This window comes from Halococcus sp. AFM35, assembly GCF_051195015.1.
Classification (GTDB): Archaea; Halobacteriota; Halobacteria; order Halobacteriales; family Halococcaceae; genus Halococcus.
Map to the genome: position 1 here is coordinate 56,997 of NZ_JBNTJU010000002.1, position 17,641 is coordinate 74,637.

The 17,641-nt window shown below is 63.5% G+C and carries 15 protein-coding genes, 3 tRNA genes and 3 rRNA genes; 15 read left to right on the top strand and 6 right to left on the bottom strand.

From position 1 onward, the window contains the following. Positions 1-58 precede the first annotated feature (58 nt). The 7 genes from ACQUQO_RS01965 to ACQUQO_RS01995 all read left to right on the top strand — a co-directional run bounded on the left by ACQUQO_RS01965 (position 59) and on the right by ACQUQO_RS01995 (position 7,546). The gene (locus tag ACQUQO_RS01965) at positions 59-370 is read left to right on the top strand and encodes a non-histone chromosomal MC1 family protein (protein WP_435076263.1); all 312 of its coding nucleotides are present in this window, start codon (positions 59-61) and stop codon (positions 368-370) included. Between the two features lie 711 nt (positions 371-1,081). After that, a 16S ribosomal RNA gene (locus ACQUQO_RS01970) occupies positions 1,082-2,555 on the top strand. 148 nt (positions 2,556-2,703) lie between these two features. After that, positions 2,704-2,775 (top strand) — tRNA-Ala (locus ACQUQO_RS01975). A gap of 206 nt (positions 2,776-2,981) precedes the next feature. Next, a 23S ribosomal RNA gene (locus ACQUQO_RS01980) occupies positions 2,982-5,917 on the top strand. 127 nt (positions 5,918-6,044) lie between these two features. Then, positions 6,045-6,163, top strand: a 5S ribosomal RNA gene (gene rrf, locus ACQUQO_RS01985). Together the 16S, 23S and 5S rRNA genes with 2 tRNA genes alongside form the textbook arrangement of a ribosomal RNA operon. Positions 6,164-6,386: 223 nt before the next feature. Continuing rightward, positions 6,387-6,462 (top strand) — tRNA-Cys (locus ACQUQO_RS01990). A 100-nt stretch (positions 6,463-6,562) separates the two neighbouring features. Continuing rightward, entirely contained in the window at positions 6,563-7,546 is a 984-nt protein-coding gene (locus ACQUQO_RS01995; protein ID WP_435076264.1) for a hypothetical protein, read from the top strand. 126 nt (positions 7,547-7,672) lie between these two features. Here the strand turns inward: ACQUQO_RS01995 and ACQUQO_RS02000 are convergent. The 3 genes from ACQUQO_RS02000 to ACQUQO_RS02010 all read right to left on the bottom strand — a co-directional run bounded on the left by ACQUQO_RS02000 (position 7,673) and on the right by ACQUQO_RS02010 (position 8,647). After that, positions 7,673-7,746: transfer RNA gene (locus tag ACQUQO_RS02000), tRNA-Lys, on the bottom strand. 29 nt (positions 7,747-7,775) lie between these two features. Further along, entirely contained in the window at positions 7,776-8,465 is a 690-nt protein-coding gene (locus tag ACQUQO_RS02005; RefSeq protein WP_435076265.1) for a DUF7119 family protein, read from the bottom strand. 56 nt (positions 8,466-8,521) lie between these two features. After that, entirely contained in the window at positions 8,522-8,647 is a 126-nt protein-coding gene (locus tag ACQUQO_RS02010) for a hypothetical protein (protein WP_435076266.1), read from the bottom strand. Between the two features lie 287 nt (positions 8,648-8,934). Between ACQUQO_RS02010 and ACQUQO_RS02015 the strand changes: the two genes are divergently transcribed. The 3 genes from ACQUQO_RS02015 to ACQUQO_RS02025 all read left to right on the top strand — a co-directional run bounded on the left by ACQUQO_RS02015 (position 8,935) and on the right by ACQUQO_RS02025 (position 11,477). Further along, the gene (locus ACQUQO_RS02015) at positions 8,935-9,264 is read left to right on the top strand and encodes a hypothetical protein (RefSeq protein ID WP_435076267.1); all 330 of its coding nucleotides are present in this window, start codon (positions 8,935-8,937) and stop codon (positions 9,262-9,264) included. 93 nt (positions 9,265-9,357) lie between these two features. Next, on the top strand, positions 9,358-11,133 hold the full coding sequence (locus ACQUQO_RS02020) for a nitrite/sulfite reductase (protein ID WP_435076268.1): 1,776 nt from the start codon (positions 9,358-9,360) through the stop codon (positions 11,131-11,133). A 56-nt stretch (positions 11,134-11,189) separates the two neighbouring features. Then, a complete protein-coding gene (locus ACQUQO_RS02025; RefSeq protein WP_435076269.1) occupies positions 11,190-11,477 on the top strand; it encodes a DUF6360 family protein in 288 nt (95 codons plus the stop codon). A gap of 10 nt (positions 11,478-11,487) precedes the next feature. On the opposite strand, the gene ACQUQO_RS02030 is transcribed toward ACQUQO_RS02025, so the two are convergent. Beyond that, positions 11,488-11,880: a hypothetical protein gene (locus ACQUQO_RS02030; RefSeq protein ID WP_435076270.1), complete on the bottom strand. Its 393-nt coding sequence runs from the start codon at positions 11,878-11,880 to the stop codon at positions 11,488-11,490. Between the two features lie 93 nt (positions 11,881-11,973). Here ACQUQO_RS02030 and ACQUQO_RS02035 point away from each other — a divergent pair, with 93 nt between their 5' ends. Further along, positions 11,974-12,924, top strand: a complete 951-nt coding sequence (locus ACQUQO_RS02035) for an oxidoreductase (RefSeq protein WP_435076271.1) — start codon at positions 11,974-11,976, stop codon at positions 12,922-12,924. 3 nt (positions 12,925-12,927) lie between these two features. On the opposite strand, the gene ACQUQO_RS02040 is transcribed toward ACQUQO_RS02035, so the two are convergent. Continuing rightward, complete coding sequence (locus ACQUQO_RS02040; RefSeq protein WP_435076272.1) at positions 12,928-14,172, bottom strand: MBL fold metallo-hydrolase; 1,245 nt, start codon at positions 14,170-14,172, stop codon at positions 12,928-12,930. A 40-nt stretch (positions 14,173-14,212) separates the two neighbouring features. Continuing rightward, positions 14,213-15,298 carry a DUF7537 family lipoprotein gene (locus ACQUQO_RS02045; protein ID WP_435076273.1) on the bottom strand — a complete coding sequence of 362 codons (1,086 nt, stop codon included), beginning with the start codon at positions 15,296-15,298 and terminating at the stop codon, positions 14,213-14,215. Between the two features lie 125 nt (positions 15,299-15,423). Between ACQUQO_RS02045 and ACQUQO_RS02050 the strand changes: the two genes are divergently transcribed. The 4 genes from ACQUQO_RS02050 to ACQUQO_RS02065 are packed head-to-tail and all read left to right on the top strand — an operon-like array spanning position 15,424 to position 17,640. After that, entirely contained in the window at positions 15,424-15,828 is a 405-nt protein-coding gene (locus tag ACQUQO_RS02050; protein WP_435076274.1) for a 30S ribosomal protein S6e, read from the top strand. After that, a complete protein-coding gene (locus tag ACQUQO_RS02055) occupies positions 15,825-16,250 on the top strand; it encodes a DUF7112 family protein (RefSeq protein WP_435076275.1) in 426 nt (141 codons plus the stop codon). Before ACQUQO_RS02050 ends, ACQUQO_RS02055 begins: the two co-directional genes overlap by 4 nt. Before the next feature lie 37 nt (positions 16,251-16,287). Then, the gene (locus tag ACQUQO_RS02060; RefSeq protein WP_435076276.1) at positions 16,288-16,725 is read left to right on the top strand and encodes a DUF5807 family protein; all 438 of its coding nucleotides are present in this window, start codon (positions 16,288-16,290) and stop codon (positions 16,723-16,725) included. Positions 16,726-16,782: 57 nt separating this feature from the next. Further along, the gene (locus ACQUQO_RS02065) at positions 16,783-17,640 is read left to right on the top strand and encodes an NAD+ synthase (RefSeq protein ID WP_435076277.1); all 858 of its coding nucleotides are present in this window, start codon (positions 16,783-16,785) and stop codon (positions 17,638-17,640) included. Position 17,641 lies beyond the last annotated feature (1 nt).

Genomic DNA, 17,641 nt, shown 5'->3' on the forward strand with positions numbered 1-17,641 from the left:
CAGCGGGGATATATTTATAACGAGGCCTGCGTTGGGTTCGCACGGGGCGACCAAAACCATGGCACGTGATACGGATGACAAGCGAAACTTCGCACTGCGCGAGCACGACGGGGAAACGAGCGTCTTCTCGGGGCGTACGCCACGGCAGGCGGCGCTGAAGGCCGCACGACGGCTTGAACCCGACGATTCGGAGTCTGATGCCGGGCGGGTGGACCTCAGACTCCGCGAGAAAGGGACCCAGAAGGTCCACATCTACGAGGGGTGGGCGTGGCGTGAGGACGCTCCCGACGACAAACCCGACTGGATGCCCGAACGGATAACCGAGGCGAACGTCTCGAAGCAGGGCATCGAACATCTCGAAGAGATCTGACGCCGCGAGCGGCGAACCGGACCGACTTTTTGTCCGCCACATCGAGTGACAACCGCGCGGCCAGACATCCGACCGGACCCGACGCACACGCGTGGGATGAGCGGTCGACCTCCAGCCGCGCAACAGCCGTCTCCGACGCACCTCGATTGTCTTGTTTTTGATAATTGTCCACATCTGGCTATCTATTCCCCGAAGCTAACGTTTCGATATCGGCAACATTTACTAGACGCGCGACCGAATCCGTCCGTGATGACGACACACGGGGAAGGAGTGAACGGGCCGCACACGCTCTCTAATCCGACGAGCTTATCCGTCAACCCCGATTCGGATGGAACACGACGGTCGGTCGGAAACGACTGGCCGAACGGTAATCCGATGCCCTTAAGTGATACAGGGCATTCGGATGGAATGCAGAAAGAAAGCGACACTCGGAGGCCGTTCAACTCGGTCTCCATACCGGATCTCCGGTGGGTGGAATCGACTCACCCACACGAGACCCGCTTCGAAGGGTTTATCCCTTCCAGTGGTATACGATGAGGTCCGAAGGAGATGAGGATTCCGCCCCTGCGGTCCGCCGTCAAGACGGGATCTGACGTTAGCCCTGATAGTTCGGTGACACCCGGTTCGGTCCGCGGTGTCACGAACGCGAACCCGATAGGTGAACACACCCTTGTGTTCCCGCCTAACCCCCCGAGCCATCGTGCTCGGGACATTCCGGTTGATCCTGCCGGAGGCTATTGCTATCGGGGTCCGATTCAGCCATGCTAGTTGTACGGGTTTAGACCCGTAGCAAATAGCTCCGTAACACGTGGTCAAACTACCCTCTGGACCGGAATACCCTCGGGAAACTGAGGCTAATTCCGGATACCGCTTTCATGTTGGAACACCGAGAGCGGGAAACGGTCTGCCGCCGGAGGACGTGACTGCGGCCGATTAGGTAGACGGTGGGGTAACGGCCCACTGTGCCGATAATCGGTACGGGTTGTGAGAGCAAGAACCCGGAGACGGTATCTGAGACAAGATACCGGGCCCTACGGGGCGCAGCAGGCGCGAAACCTTTACACTGCACGACAGTGCGATAAGGGGACCCCGAGTGCGAGGGCATACAGTCCTCGCTTTTCGTGACCGTAAGGTGGTCACAGAATAAGAGCTGGGCAAGACCGGTGCCAGCCGCCGCGGTAATACCGGCAGCTCGAGTGATAGCCACTTTTATTGGGCCTAAAGCGTCCGTAGCCGGCCGAACGGGTCCGTCGGGAAATCCACTCGCCCAACGAGTGGACGTCCGGCGGAAACCAGTCGGCTTGGGGCCGGGAGACCAGAGAGGTACGTCCGGGGTAGGAGTGAAATCCCGTAATCCTGGACGGACCGCCGGTAGCGAAAGCGTCTCTGGAGAACGGACCCGACGGTGAGGGACGAAAGCTTGGGTCTCGAACCGGATTAGATACCCGGGTAGTCCAAGCTGTAAACGATGCTCGCTAGGTGTGGCGTTGGCTACGAGCCAGCGCTGTGCCGTAGGGAAGCCGAGAAGCGAGCCGCCTGGGAAGTACGTCCGCAAGGATGAAACTTAAAGGAATTGGCGGGGGAGCACTACAACCGGAGGAGCCTGCGGTTTAATTGGACTCAACGCCGGACATCTCACCGGCACCGACAGTGTGCAGTGACAGTCAGTCTGATGGGCTTACTTGAGCCACTGAGAGGAGGTGCATGGCCGCCGTCAGCTCGTACCGTGAGGCGTCCTGTTAAGTCAGGCAACGAGCGAGACCCGCGTCCCTAATTGCCAGCAGCAGCCTTGTGCTGGCTGGGTACATTAGGGAGACTGCCGTCGCTAAGACGGAGGAAGGAACGGGCAACGGTAGGTCAGTATGCCCCGAATGTGCCGGGCGACACGCGGGCTACAATGGCCGAGACAGTGGGACGCTACCCCGAGAGGGGACGCTAATCTCCTAACCTCGGTCGTAGTTCGGATTGCGGGTTGAAACCCACCCGCATGAAGCTGGATTCGGTAGTAATCGCGTCTCAGAAGGGCGCGGTGAATACGTCCCTGCTCCTTGCACACACCGCCCGTCAAATCACCCGAGTGAGGTCCGGATGAGGCCGGCGCAACGCCGGTCGAATCTGGGCTTCGCAAGGGGGATTAAGTCGTAACAAGGTAGCCGTAGGGGAATCTGCGGCTGGATCACCTCCTACAGACCGGGATCGGGCCGACGGCCCGACCCACTCGTAACTGTGTTCGCGTTCGTGACTCGCGGTGCCGACCGGGCACCTACGAACTATCAGGGCTGACAGCGAACGCGAGCCTTCCGTGGCGGTCGGCCTGTGGGAAAACGGAAGGCGGGCCCATAGCTCAGTGGGAGAGTGCCTCCTTTGCAAGGAGGATGCCCTGGGTTCGAATCCCAGTGGGTCCATCCGTCGACTCGGACGAACCGAGTCCCTTAAGTGGGTCTCGGGGATATGTTCGAGTCCGACCGAACCGATGCACCATCCCGTGCAAGCGTGGGTGGGAAGGGTCGAGACGTGCCTCGTGACACTCGGGCGCGTCCGTGAGACTGTGTGTACGTGCGATCCAGGCGTCCACTGGACCCGTTCAGCGGGTTCATGGATTCTGATTAGAAGACCGTGGCTACTATGCCAACTGGTGGATAGCTCGGCTCGAGTGCCGATGAAGGACGTGCCAAGCTGCGATAAGCTCAGGGGAGCCGCACGGAGGCGAAGAACCTGAGATTTCCGAATGGGAATCCCCACCGCAATTGCTTCGCGCAATGGGGAACGCCGGGAACTGAAACATCTCAGTACCGGCAGGAAGAGAAACCGAACGGGATGTCGTTACTAACGGCGAGTGAACGCGACACAGTCCAAACCGAAGCTTACGGGGCTTTGCCCCACGAGCAATGTGGTGTTCGGACTGACTCTCATCACCGGATCGTCTGTGTGAAGTCTCCTGGAACGGAGCGTGAGACAGGGTGAAAACCCCGTAACACAGGTCAGTACGGTGTGCGTCAGCTCCAGAGTATCGGGGGTTGGATATCCCTCGTGAACATGGCCGGCATCGACGGCCAAGACTAAACACACCTCGAGACCGATAGTGAACAAGTAGCGTGAGCGAACGCTGAAAAGCACCCCACAAAGGGAGGTGCAATAGGGCTTGAACTCAGTTGGCGATCGAGCGACGGGGCACGAAAGGCGTCTCGGCGAACGACCCGGGGGCGACCCCGCAGTAGCAGCCGAGACGAGCCGGTGTTCCGTCGTGCGTTTTGAAAAACGAGCCAGGGAGTGTGTCTGCTTGACGAGTCTAACCCGAGTATCGGGGGAGGCATAGGGAAACCGACATGGCCGCAGTGCGTTCTACGTACGAGGGCCGCCGTGTTCAAGCGCGGGGAGTCGAGCGGACACGACCCGAATCCGGACGATCTACACGATGGCAAGGTGAAGCGTGGCGAAAGCCGCGTGGAGGCCTGTTAGGGATGGTGTCCTACAATACCCTCCCGTGACCAGCGTGTAGGGGTGAAAGGCCCATCGAGTCCGGCAACAGCTGGTTCCGACCGAAACATGTCGAAGCATGACCTCCGCCGAGGTAGTTCGTGGGGTAGAGCGACCGATTGGGGGGACCGACTCCGAGAGGAGTCGGCCCTCCTGTCGAACTCCGAACCTACGAACGCCGTCGACGCGGGGAGAGCGGTGTGCGGGGTAAGCCTGTGCACCAGGAGGGAGACAACCCAGAGCTTGGTTGAGGTCCCCAAGTGTGGACTAAGTGCGATCGAAGGTGGTTCCGAGCCATAGACAGCCGGGAGGTGAGCTTAGAAGCAGCTACCCGCTAAGAAAAGCGTAACAGCTTACCGGCCGAGGTTTGGAGCGCCGAAAATGATCGGGGCTCAAGTCCACCACCGAGACCTAGCGGCGCATCGTCTGATGCGATCCAGTAGGTCGGCGCTCCGTTCGGGCGGAAGTGCGGGCGAGAGCTCGTATGGACCGAGCGGTGACGATAATCCTGGCCACAGTAGCAGCGGTAGTCGGGTAAGAATCCCGACGGCCTCACGGACAAGGGTTCCTCGGCAATGTTCGTCAACCGAGGGTTAGCCGGTCCTCAGTCCTACCGCAGTTCGAGTAGGACGAATCGGGAAACTGGTTAATATTCCAGTGCCCGCGTGCAATCATGCCGACGCCTCGGGGTCGACCGAGCCGGGCACTCGCCCGGTCGAATCATCAAAACTCGTGGAAGCCGTAACGGCACGAAGCGGGCGAACGGTGAGATAGGGAAACTCGGTCCAACCTGGGGCCCGTGAAAAGGCGCACGCGGTCCGTACCCAGATCCGACACAGGTGTCCGTGGCGGCGAAAGCCAAGGCCTGTCGGGGACAACCGACGTTAGGGAATTCGGCAAGTTAGTCCCGTACGTTCGCAATAAGGGATGCCTGCTCCGGAATGGAGCAGGTCGCAGCGACTCGGACGCTCCAACTGTCTAATAACAACACAGGTGACCGCAAATCCGCAAGGACTCGTACGGTCACTGAATCCTGCCCAGTGCGGGTATCTGAACACCCGGTACAACGGGACGAAGGACCCGTCAACGGCGGGGGTAACTATGACCCTCTTAAGGTAGCGTAGTACCTTGCCGCTTCAGTAGCGGCTCGCATGAATGGATGAATGAGAGCGTCACTGTCCCAACGTTGGGCCCGGTGAACTGTACGTTCCAGTGCGGAGTCTGGAGACCCCCAAGGGGAAGCGAAGACCCTATAGAGCTTTACTGCAAGCTGTCGCTGGGACACGGTCGCTAGTGTGCAGGATAGGTAGGAGTCGTTACGCAGGCACCCGCGCTAGCGGGCCGCCGAGACATCACTGAAATACTACCCACTAGTGACTGTGACCCTTACTCCGGGAGGAGGACACCGGTAGCTGGGCAGTTTGACTGGGGCGGTACGCGCTTGAAAGAATATCGAGCGCGCCCAAAGATCACCTCATCCGGGTCGGAGACCCGGAAAAGAGCGCAAGAGCAAAAGGTGGTCTGACAGTGTTCTCTCCAACACGGGAACGCTGACGCGAAAGCGTGGTCTAGCGAACGGATGAGCCTGCTTGATGCGGGCCATTTACGACAGAAAAGCTACCTTAGGGATAACAGAGTCGTCACCGGCAAGAGCACATATCGACCCGGTGGCTTGCTACCTCGATGTCGGTTCCCTCCATCCTGCCCGTGCAGCAGCGGGCAAGGGTGAGGTTGTTCGCCTATTAAAGGAGGTCGTGAGCTGGGTTTAGACCGTCGTGAGACAGGTCGGCTGCTATCTATTGGGGGTGTCATGGTACCTGACGGGAACGGTCGTATAGTACGAGAGGAACTACGACTGGTCGCCACTGGTGTACCGGTTGTCCGAGAGGGCACGTGCCGGGCAGCCACGCGACACGGGGTAAGAGCTGAACGCATCTAAGCTCGAAACCCACCCGGAAAAGAGGTACCACCGAGGTCACTCCTAGAAGAGGAGTTCGATAGACTCGGGGTGTACGCGCCGAGGCAACGAGGCGTTCAGCCCGCGAGCACTAACAGACCGAGCCACTCAGTCATATCGCATTGGAATCCGTCCTGCTGGACGGGTCCAGGCGCTAACTGGATCGCACGTCATATCACGACCCGAACGCATCGGCCACCGATCATCGGCTTTGCGCGGTTCGATTCCGCGGATCGGCATTAAGGCGGCCACAGCGGCGGGGCGACTCCCGTACCCATCCCGAACACGGCAGATAAGCCCGCCAGCGTTCCAGCGAGTACTGGAGTGTGCGAACCTCTGGGAAAACTGCCTCGCAAGAGGGGCCAAGTACGAGCCCAGGAACGCAATCGGAAGTACACGCAGGGTCCGTCCCGGTGGAACCCGAGACCGTTCCGTTACAACGGCTCGCAACTGGTGGTTCGCCGCCTCCCATTCATATCCCGAGCTACCCTTCTCGGTAGCTCATTCATCATTCCTCGCGGAGTGGCAACGCTCGGGAGCAATCGCTACCGTTATCCCTTCGAACTCAGTAGTTCCAACTGCGCCAAGGTGGCAGAGTCCGGCCTAACGCAGCGGCCTGCAGAGCCGCCCATCGCCGGTTCAAATCCGGCCCTTGGCTTCTCTCGACCGCTATCGAGCTGCGATAGCTGCTTCGACGTCACCGCGGACGGTCCGAACGAAAAGCAACGATTATACCACGCCGAATGTTCCTGTCGAACATGCAACGACGGGCTGCGGCGATCTACGTCGTTTTCTTCGTCCTCGTCGCCGCTGTAGCGTTTTCGTTGACGACAGTGGCACAGGAGCCGTCGGTATCGGTCGACGGTCAGAACTATTCACAGGGCGATACCATCTCCGCTGCCGGCACGGAGTGGACGGTCAACGTCAACGACGGCGAAGGAAACCTCTCGACGGTCAACGAATCGGCACGGTTCACCGCCTCCATCGCGAACAACTCGTCGTTGCTGTTCGTGAACGGCGAATATCGACCCGCTCCGAACGGTTCGGGCGGCGGTGCTGGGACCGGTACTGGAAGTCCCTCACCGAGTACGACTGGTACCCCCGGCACCATTGGGACCAGCGTCTCAACCGGTGAGGGGGCGAACAACGACTCGGCGACGCGATTCCGTGTCGTCATCGCCAACGCCACGCCCAGCAATGGCTCCGCTGGCAACGCTTCCGGGAACGCAACGAACGTTACGTCGTTCACTCTCCGCCAGCAGTTCGAGACCAGTGCGCGCCTGCGTGAGGACCCGTCGGTCGCGGATGTACCGCTCACCGGCGAGAACGGTACGCAGTACGTCCGATATCGCAACGGGTCGACCCAGCCACTCGATGAATACCTTCCCGAACCGGAGGTCCGCAACGTCTCGGTCGGCGACTCGTTCCCCTACAAGAACAACTCGACGACCGTCGAGAGCGTCAACACCAGCGGCGCGACGCTCGCATGGGAGGGGCGGCTGACGCGCTCGCAGGACTTCGAGGAAGGTTCGAACGTCACTCTCGGCGGAACGACGTACGTCGCACAGTTCCCGACCAACAGTACCGTCACGCTCTCACAGAACGTTTCGGGGTATCAAGCCGAGCAGGCAGCCGTCACGCAGTTCAACAACCGAATTCTCGGTCTCTGGGGCGTCGTCATCATCAGCCTGTTCGCCGCCATCCTCATCGTCGCGCTTGCGTACATGCCGGTCCGGGGCTAAGTCGGTACGTTTCGACTCTTCTCTCGTTCGGCAACTATCTTCATTGTGAAGGCGGCAGGAGCGGTTCGAATCACTTGGGTTCTCCAGCGCTTGCTGTTCATCCCTCACTACCGCTCGTCGCAAAAGCGGGCTGGGAGGGATTCGAACCCCCGACCGTCTGGTTAAAAGCCAGACGCTCTGCCTAACTGAGCTACCAGCCCACATCCCGGTTCGGGGCGGCGACCCTAAATCAGTACCGTTCGGCGGGCGCAGGGTCGGCCGACTGTTCGTCGAGCGCTTCGGCGACCAGTGCTGCGGGGTCGACGCCCTCCCGCGCGGCCCGGCGTCTGAGTTCGGTATAGGTTTCGGGTGGGAGGTGGAGCGTCATCTCGCCGAGGGTCACGCCGTGGGCGGCGAGTGTTTCTTCGGGAGCGGTTCCGGCGTTGATGGCGCTCGCCACCGACCGTACGTCTCGTACTGTGAGGTCGCCGTCGAGCATCGCCCACGCGAGGAGGTACCGCGCTTGGTCGGTGACCCGGGCGATGTGTTTGGCCGCCGTCGGGGCGATCTCGCCCGTGGCGACGTACTGGCGGATGGCTCGCGGGAGGTCGTGGACACGCGCCCACTTGCGGATGAACGAGACCGTCACATCGCTGCCGGCCCGTTCGGCAGCGGCCTTGTAGGAGCCTTCGCCGCGGACGAGTGCTGCGCACGCGGCGGCCCCGCGGAGCATGTAGACGCTGTCGGCAGCGCCCACCGAATCGTCGGCGAAGCGCTCGACGATCTCGGCGGCACGCGCGAGGCTGTCGGGGTCTTCGGGGTCGAACTGGACGGCCTGCTGGGCGTGCTCGCCAGCGAAGGTCGGGTCGCCCCGGACGACCGGCTGACCGACCGGTGACTCGCGGTCTGTCAGCCCATCGGGCGTGTCGTCGGGGGTCATACCCTATTCGGGACGGCGACGAACAAAAGCGCCTCGCCGCTGTGCGTTCGCAACGCTCAGTCGTCGTCCGCTTCGCGCTGTTCGGAGAGATGCTCCCAGATTTCGGTGCAGCCACAGCCGTCCGCGACGTCGTCGAGATGGTCGGTCGCCGGGTCTTCCTCCGTGGTATCCGTCTCACTCATGGCTCGTCCTCCGGCTCGTACAGTTCCGGGGCGACGTCCGCCGAAACGTGTTGGCGTGCGCCGTCGTTGTCTGACATCACCATCGATAGGGCAGTGTCCCGCATAAGCGCGCGCTCACCCGTAAGCGCTACCCTGACTCTCGTCTACCGGCAACCTGTTCCGATAGCTTCGACACGTTCAACACAACGATTCCGACGCAGGCATGCGATTTTTCGAAATCGGCCGTCATCACGACCATCGCGGTTGGCGAGCGACAGACATAGACGGTTGCGGTCGGAAGGATGGATGTGCCAATCGATGTCCACCAGCTCGACGCCGGAGCGTGGATAAGCGTCAACGACAGCCGCGAGATGAGCGTGAGCGACCTCTGGTGGCTCGCCAGACAGGACTTCTGTGGCTGCGAGACGACCGATTTCCTCGCCGAGGGGTTCGTCGAGGTCGGCGTCGACACTCGCGACATCGAGGCGCGCATCGCGGGACAGTGCATCGCCTGCGGGGAGAGCGGCGTCACCGACTGGCTCGTCGTCGGCCGCGTGCTCGACGGCGAGTTCCACCCTGTCGTGCCCGAAAGCGTCCACATCCCCCAACGACGCACGCGCCTCGCCCACCCCGTGTAGCAACTTTTCGGCAATAATTTCCCCATTCACCGAGACGCGGGGAGGATTGACGCCACGGGAGAGGGTTTAGGGCAGTAGCCGTTGGAATGGTGTATGCCGAGCAACGTCGAGGGCTGGAAAGACGAAGTCTATGGGGAAGAGATACGCGAACATCTCTTCGAGTTCGCCGAGGAGGGCTGGGAGTCGATTCCCGACGACGAACACGACGCGTGGTTCGAGCGCTTCAAATGGTGGGGGCTGTACCACCAGCGCAACGGCCAGGAGAGCTACTTCATGATGCGCATCGGGACGCCAAACGGGATTCTGGAACCCGGCCAGCTCGAAGTCGTCGCCGACATCGCCGACGAGTACGCCCGTGGTCCGGCCGACAACCCCGAGTTCGGGGGTGCGTACTGTGACTGGACCACCCGGCAGTCGATTCAACTCCACTGGATTCGCATCGAAGACGTGCCCGACATCTTCGCAAAGCTCGAAGCAAATGGATTGTCGACGATTCAGGCCTGTGGCGACTCGTGGCGGAACATCGTCGGCTGTCCGGTCGCCGGCAAGGACAAGCACGAACACGTCGACGCGTGGCCAGTGGCCGAAGAACTCCACGAGGAGTTCAAGGGCAACGATGCCTACGAGAACCTCCCCCGCAAATGGAAGGTCTCGGTGACGGGCTGTGACGAGGGCTGTGGGCAGGGCGACATCAACGATCTCGCGTTCGAACCCGCCGAAAAGGAGGTCGACGGCGAGGAGACGATGGGCTTCAACGTCCGCGTCGGTGGCGGTCTCTCCCGGAAGGAGCCGCGCTTCGCCCGCGACATCGACGTGTTCTGCACGCCCGAGGACGCCCCGAAGGTTTCAGCGGGGATGTCCGCACTCTTTCGGGACTACGGCGACCGCAACGACCGATTCAACGCCCGCATCAAGTTTCTCGTCGACGAGTGGGGCACCGAGAAGATTCGGAACGTCCTTCAAGAGGAGTACGTCGACTACGAGCTTCCCTCCGCGGGCGAGGACCTCCGCGAGGACTACACCTACAACGCGGGCCGACAGGACGAACACGGCGACCACGTCGGCATCCACGAGCAGCCCGACGGCAACTACTACGTGGGACTCAACGTCATGGTCGGTCGGATGGGCGCGGAAGACACCCGCGAACTCGCTGCCCTCGCCGACGAGTATGGTTCGGGCGAGGTCCGGCTAACCCAGCGCCAGAACGTCATCGTCACCGACGTGCCCGAGGAGAACCTCGACGACCTCCGCTCGGAGCCGCTGCTGGAGGATTACTCGCCCGACCCGCACGCGTTCATGCGCGGGTCGATTGCCTGTACCGGGACGGAATTTTGCTCGCTGTCGATTGTCGAGACGAAAAACCGGCAGGTCCGGTACGCCCGCTGGCTCAAGGAGAACGTCGAGCTACCCGATGGTATCGAGGACTTCCACATCCACCTCTCGGGCTGTACCGCCTCGTGTGCCCAGCCCCAGATCGCCGATATCAGCCTGCGCGGGATGAAGACCAGAAAGGACGGCGAGCCGGTCGAAGCGTTCGATATCGGTCTCGGCGGTGGACTCGGCGAGGACCCCCACTTCGCCGACTGGATCGCGATGCGGGTCGCGGCCGACGAGGTGCCGGGCTACATCGCGAACGTCCTCGACGCCTACGAGGACGAATCCGAGGGAAGCGAGAGCTTTCGTGAGTTCATCGCCGAGCGCGACGAAGAGGAACTCGAAGCGCTCGCCGACCCCGAGGAGACCGACTACGAGGACCCCTTCATGCACAACACGAAGATGACGTGGTATCCTTACGCCGAGGATGACGACATGGACGACCGACCGACGCCGGCCCGCGCCGACGGCACGCCGATTTCGGCGGACGACTGAGCGTCGTCCGGGCTGTGGAGGATGGCGATTAAGTTCTCCCCTCCCCAGCAACACACATGAGCGACCGCATTCTGAAGGTCAACGCTTACACGACGCTCGACCTCCTCGACGGCCGGGCGGAGGGCCACGATTTCGAGGAAGACGCGCTCGCGGTGTTGAACGTGACTTCCGACCGGAAGAATCCCCACGAAGTGAAGCTCCAGCTCGAACTCGACAACACCGACCTCGACCACCTCCCCACTCACGCCGACGAAGTCGGTCTCACGCCCGCGCAGGCTCGCACGGTCGCCGCGGCGCTCGAAGACCACGCCGACGACGTCGAGACCGCAACCGACGACGGCTGAATCGGTCTCGTCAGTCCCTTTCACTGCGCTCGCGCCACGCTCGTCGCTGGCGGTGTTCGGTGACGTGGCGCTGTCCGTCGGCCAGCTCCTCGCGGATGTCCGCCTCGAACCCGGCCGCGGGGTCGAGGAACTCGTCGGCGAAGGCCTCGACGACCTCGTAGGTCCACATCCCCTCGACGACGCCCGCCGGGAGGAGGTCGTCGCGGAGCGCGTCGGCCCGTCCGTCGTGACCGCTCTCGCGGAGTTCCTCGCGCGCGTCGTCGAAGCGGTTCATGGCGCGGCCGACCGCGTGATGGAAGGTGAGCAGGTGGCCGTAGCCCCGATGGAGGTGTTCGATGCCGAGCTGGAGATCGTGGAGTGCCGCCCGTTCACTCTCGCCCAATCCGTTCCGTTGGTCGTCCATGCTTCCCTTCTCATCGAGAGCGACCAAAACGTTTGGTGGCGGGGTCGTCGCCGCAACGCCAACCGCTTTCCGCGGGCCGCCCGCACACCGCCCATGACGACGAACGACGACTGGAGGGCGGAACGAATGGGTGATGTGAGCGACAAAACAGTAGTGGTTACCGGCGCGAACAGCGGGCTGGGCTACGAGGCCGCGAAGACGTTCGCCACCCACGGCGCGAACGTCGTGCTGGCCTGCCGGAGCGTCGAGCGCGGTGTCGAAGCGGGCGAGAAAATCCGGGAAGAAGCTCCCGAGACGCGGCTGACGGTCATCGAACTCGACCTCGCGGACCTCGCCTCGGTGCAGGAATTCGCCGCGAACTTCAGGGACACCCACGACGAACTCCACGTCCTCTGTAACAACGCCGGCGTGATGGCCATCCCTCGAACGGAGACCGAACAGGGTTTCGAGACCCAGTTCGGCGTCAACCATCTGGGTCACTTCGCGCTCACGGGTCTGTTGCTCGACGAGCTACGCGCAACTGACGGCGAGAGCCGCGTCGTCACCCAGTCGAGCGGTCTCCACGAGAGCGGTGAGATCGACTTCGACGACCTCCAGGGCGAGCAGTCGTATGACAAATGGGACGCTTACGGCCAGAGCAAGCTCGCGAACGTCCTCTTCGCCTACGAACTCCAGCGCAGACTCCGGGCTGCGGGCGTCGAGGACGTGGCGAGCGTCGCCTGCCATCCGGGCTATGCAGCCACGAACCTCCAGCAACGCGGTCCCGAACAGGAAGACTCGACGCTGCGGCTGTGGGGGATGCAAGCCGCGAACGCCGCCCTCGCACAGGACGCCGAGACCGGCGCGCTCCCCATGCTCTATGCCGCGACGGCTCCCGACATCGAGGGTGGGGAGTACGTCGGCCCGGGTGGCTTTCAGCAGATGCGCGGCCACCCGGAAAAACAGCGCTCCAGCGACCGGTCGTATGACGAAGCGACCGCGAAACGGCTCTGGGAGGTCTCGGCGGAGCTGACCGGGGTGCGCTACGGTCTCGACGCGGCGTAAGGCTCAGAGTTCGACCCGCTCGCCGCGTTCGGGCGCGCTCGCGTCGAAACTCCTCTCTCGGAGGTCGGCGGCGAAGGCCGGACAGCGGTCACCGTGGACACAGAGCACTTCGGCATCGCGGTAGGCATCGAGATAGGCGAGCAAGCCACGGCGGTCGGCGTGAGCCGAGAAGTCGTACGCCTCGACCCGTGCGCTCACGGCCATCACGCGCCCGTCGATTTCCGCGCGACCAGTCTCAAGGAGTTCGCGGCCGGGCGTGCCCGCGACCTGATGGCCGGTCATGGCGATCAGGTTCGTCGGACTCGCCCGGATTTCGGGGATATACGTCATTGCCGGCCCGCCCGAGAGCATCCCGCTGGTCGTGATGATTGCCGTGCTCTCATCGGCGATGCGCTTTCGCTGCCCGTCGCGCCCGGTGACGAATCTGGCATGCCCTGCGGCGTCGTCGAGGGCATCCCCATCACGGACGAACGCGGGATGGCGACGGCACATCTCCGTCACTTCCTTGCCCATCCCGTCGACGTAGCAATCGATACCGTGGGCCGCACAGACCAGCAGCAGTTCCTGTGTGCGACCGATGGCGAAGGCCGGCACGACGACCGTCCCGCCGTTCCAGAGGGTCCGTCTGACTCCCTCGGCGAAGCGTTCCTCGACGCGCTCGCGGGGGTCGTGCTCGGTGTCGGAGTACGTGCTCTCACAGACCACGACGTCGGCGTCGGGTCGGGCAGTCGAGGGCGCGACGAGGCGCTGGCCGCGGTCCGGATGGCCAGTGTGGAAATCGCCGGTGTAGCACAGTCGCGTCTCGCCGTCATCGACGATGACGTGTGCGCTGCCGGGGATGTGGCCGGCGTTGTACAGCATGACCTCGTGGCCGGCGGCCGCGAACGACTCACCGTAGCCGTGGGTTTCGGAGACCTGCGTGAGCCGATTGAGTTCGGTCTCGGTGAACGGACAGCCGTAGGTTCCCCCGTGGAGCTTGAGCGTGTCGCGTGCGAGCGTCATGGCGAGTTCGCGCGTCGGTGGCGTCCAGTGGACCGTCGGGCGTGCGTCGCCCGATAGCAGCGCGGGCACCGCGCCGACGTGGTCGAGGTGGCCGTGCGAGACGACGACCGCCTCGGGGTCGACAGAACCGACCGGATAGCCCGGCGGCGTCCCGCTCTTCATGCCGTAATCGAGCAGTAGTTCGTCGTTGATCAGCATCGCGCTCCGGCCGACCTCGCGCGCGCCGCCGAGGAACTCAACGTTCATTGGCCACCCTTCGCGTCTGCGGGCTTTCGGCCCGTCGGTCCTATCCGTTGCGCTCCTTCAGGTCGTCGACCCATCCGGGCTGGTCGACCGAGGTCGATCCGATATCGGAGAACCGGAGCGTCTCCGTGATGGTGTTCGACCCGTCGGCACTCAGCGCGTCGGTGGTGCGCTCGGTTTTCAGCGTTCGGACGACGCCCGTCTCGGGGTTGATGACGAGCGTCGAACTGAACTCGGAGATATCTTCGCCGCGGAAGAGGACCTCCGTGTCGAGGCTGTCGGTGCCGTTGGCGACGTAGACGGCGAGTTCCTGCCCGTCGCGCGTGAGGCTGCCCGAGCGCTCGTAGTCGACCGCGCGAACGGTTTCGGCGATTTCGGTGGCGGTGAGCAGGCTCTCGGCGAGCGGCCGGCCGAGCTCGGAAACCTCGTACTGTGGCTGGTCCAGTTCGTCGAAGACCGTCTTCTCGTAGGCCGTTGCCCCCTCGGCGTAGGTGTGGCGGGTCGCCTCCTCGGTTGGCCGGGAGACCAGCCGGGCGGTGTTCGCATCGAGGTCAGCCCGTCCACTGCGGTCGTTCGTCTCGCTCTCTGCGGACCCTGCTACTGTCGCGCTGTCCGTGATGGTGAAACTCCCGGCGGCCCTGAGTCCCTCGACGTGGCCGTCGGCGACGCTTTCGGCGTCGAGCGGCGGCTCCGGACCGCTCGCGGCTTCCGCCGGCTCGTCGGTCGGCGTTGCTGTCGGGGTCGGTGTCGGGGTTGGCGTTTCCGTCGCCGTTGGGGTCGGCGTCGCTGTTTCGGTTGGCGTTGGTGTTTCGGTTGGCGTTGGTGTTTCAGTCGGCGTCTCGGTTGGCGTTGCTGTGGGGGTCGGTGTCTCTGTTGGTGTGGGTGTTTCGGTCGCTGTTTCCGTTGGCGTTGCCGTCGGCGTTGCTGTCGGGGTCTCTGTGGATGTCGCGGTTCGTGTTGCCGTCGGTGCTGGCGTTGCGATGGCGGTCGTCACCGTCGGTGATGGTGTTTCCGTCGTCGCGGTCCCGTTTGCCGGCGCGGATTCGAGCGGGTCCTGTGAGAGCGAGCTACAGCCGGCGAGCACCACGAGCGCGGCGATGAAAACCATGAGAATCGTTCGACGTGTCATTGGTTATCGTCTGCATCCGGGGTAAATATTAATCTGCTGGTCATGCATTGCCCGCACCCGTCGTTCGCGTCGCTCGACCGTGGGGCTTTCAATACGCTTTTGAACGCCGACCGACTGTCTCGGATATGGCTGATTTCACGGTCGTCGTTGCCGACCCCGAGGACGGGGCGGCCTACCAGCGCGCGGTCGACGGACAGGACGCAAACCGCTTCATCGGGCGCTCCATCGGCGAGGAGGTCGATGGCGGCGCGGTCGGTCTCGACGGCTACACGGTCGAACTCACCGGCGGCTCGGATACGGCCGGCCGCCCGATGCGCGAGGACGTCGCCGGCCCGGCACTCAACGCCGTGTTGCTCTCGGGCGGGACGGGCTTCAATCCGACCCGTGACGGCGAGCGAAAGCGCGTCACCGTCCGCGGCCGCGAGGTCGGCGAGGACACGAGGCAGATCAACGCCACCATCACCGACCGCGGCGACCAGCCGGTCGACGAACTGCTCGACGAGGGTGACACGGACGAAGACGACGAGTGACCGACCGGCTGCCGAGCGACCACCCCTCGGTCGAGACCGTGCGCGCGACGCTCGCCCGCCGCGGCCGCACCCGCTCGCGGCTCGAACTACCGGCCGACGACCGCTTTCCACTTACTACTGTGCGCCTCGTTCTCGACGGCGACACCTACCACGGCCGCATCGAACGCAGCCGCGAGGAGGGCGTCGAGATCACCGGCGCATACGACAACCCCCGGCTCGCGCGCGAGCACGATGGCGAAGACCGCCTCGAAGCGTGGCGCGCTGAGTCGAAAATCGACTACGGCCGGAGCGTGCTCGTCGACGCCGTCGAATCCGGCTTCCTCTACGGCGTTCGCGAACCCGGCGAGCGCGTCGTCTACGACGCCGTCGAATCGCCCGATGAGGGACTTGCGGCCATCGCCCGCGACCTCGACGATGGCTGATCCCCGGGTTTTTGTTCGGCCTGTGCGTAGTTCGCCCATGAACCCCGACAGACGCGAGTTCCTCGACGGCGAGCGGCCCGAGGACGTCCTCCTATTCTTCGCCGAGTCGGCCGTCTCGGACCTCGGAACGCTCTCCCAGCACGGTGAGGCAGTCGGGAACGGCGTCTCGCTGGTCTTGGACGCCGAGCGCGGCCGGAGCGCCTTCGAGGGTGCGACCGGCGTCGACCCGATGACACTCGCGAGCGCGGCGATGGACGCCGAGGGCGCGGTCGACCTCGAATCCTTCGAGGGGGACTGCCCCGTGACCGACAGCACGACCCCCGGCGAGCACGCTCCCCGATTCGTCTTCGCCTTCGCCGAGGAACGAAACGAGGACGTGGGCGGCATCTACGCCGAGGGTGACGTGATTCACGCCTACGCGGTCTGTGAGTGCGGTAGCGTCTACTCCGAGCGCTGGGTCACGAGCGCGTCCTGACTCGCCGTGGCCGTAGCGCATCCCACAGTTTATATACGATGACGGCCGTTTACGGCCGTGGAACAACTGCACCCACAGAGCAAACTCGAAGCGGAGATAGCACCGCTCGACCTGCGGTTTTCGAGCGACGAACTCGCCGCCGAACGCGAGCGCATCACGTCGTTCATTCAGGAACAGGTCGACCGCCACGACGCCGACGGCGTCGTTCTCGGTCTCTCGGGCGGCGTCGACAGTACCGCGGTCGCCCACCTCGCCGTCGAGGCGCTCGGCCGGGAGGCCGTTCACGGGGTCGTGCTTCCCCGTGAGATCAACAGCGACGAGAACATGAGCGACGCCGAGCGCGTCGCCAGCGACCTCGGCATCGAGTACGACGTCATCGGTATCGACCCGATGGTCGAGGAGTTCCTCGCCATCGAGACCGACGAGGGAGCGAGCGACGAGGGCGGCTGGGAGAACCGTTACATCGGCAACACGAGCGCACGCGTGCGGATGACCGTCAACTACCTCATCGCCAACCGGGAGAACAAACTGGTGCTCGGGACCGGCAACCGCGTCGAGCTCGCGCTCGGCTACGTCACGAAATACGGCGACGGCGGCGTCGACTGTAACCCAATCGGTGACTGCTACAAACAGCAGGTCCGCCAGCTCGCCGCCGACCTCGGTGCCGACGAAGAACTCGTCCAGAAGACGCCGACCGGGGGAATGGTCGATTACGAGACCGACGAGGAGGAGATCGGCGTCGAGTACGACACCATCGACGCCATCATCGCGCTCGCCATCGACGGCGACGTGCCGACCACCGCGACCGCCGAAATCGCCGAGACGACGCCCGAAACCGTCGAACACATCCGGGAACTCTACCGCGAGAACGAACACAAACGGACCGCACCGCCGACGCCGACCGACGCCGACTAAT

Bases quoted from the DNA above. Each gene is read 5' to 3' on its own strand.
- ACQUQO_RS01965 (WP_435076263.1), top strand. From the start codon at position 59: ATGGCACGTGATACGGATGACAAGCGAAACTTCGCACTGCGCGAGCAC.
- ACQUQO_RS01995 (WP_435076264.1), top strand. From the start codon at position 6,563: ATGCAACGACGGGCTGCGGCGATCTACGTCGTTTTCTTCGTCCTCGTC.
- ACQUQO_RS02005 (WP_435076265.1), bottom strand. From the start codon at position 8,465: ATGACCCCCGACGACACGCCCGATGGGCTGACAGACCGCGAGTCACCG.
- ACQUQO_RS02010 (WP_435076266.1), bottom strand. From the start codon at position 8,647: ATGAGTGAGACGGATACCACGGAGGAAGACCCGGCGACCGACCATCTC.
- ACQUQO_RS02020 (WP_435076268.1), top strand. From the start codon at position 9,358: ATGCCGAGCAACGTCGAGGGCTGGAAAGACGAAGTCTATGGGGAAGAG.
- ACQUQO_RS02025 (WP_435076269.1), top strand. From the start codon at position 11,190: ATGAGCGACCGCATTCTGAAGGTCAACGCTTACACGACGCTCGACCTC.
- ACQUQO_RS02030 (WP_435076270.1), bottom strand. From the start codon at position 11,880: ATGGACGACCAACGGAACGGATTGGGCGAGAGTGAACGGGCGGCACTC.
- ACQUQO_RS02035 (WP_435076271.1), top strand. From the start codon at position 11,974: ATGACGACGAACGACGACTGGAGGGCGGAACGAATGGGTGATGTGAGC.
- ACQUQO_RS02040 (WP_435076272.1), bottom strand. From the start codon at position 14,172: ATGAACGTTGAGTTCCTCGGCGGCGCGCGCGAGGTCGGCCGGAGCGCG.
- ACQUQO_RS02045 (WP_435076273.1), bottom strand. From the start codon at position 15,298: ATGACACGTCGAACGATTCTCATGGTTTTCATCGCCGCGCTCGTGGTG.
- ACQUQO_RS02050 (WP_435076274.1), top strand. From the start codon at position 15,424: ATGGCTGATTTCACGGTCGTCGTTGCCGACCCCGAGGACGGGGCGGCC.
- ACQUQO_RS02060 (WP_435076276.1), top strand. From the start codon at position 16,288: ATGAACCCCGACAGACGCGAGTTCCTCGACGGCGAGCGGCCCGAGGAC.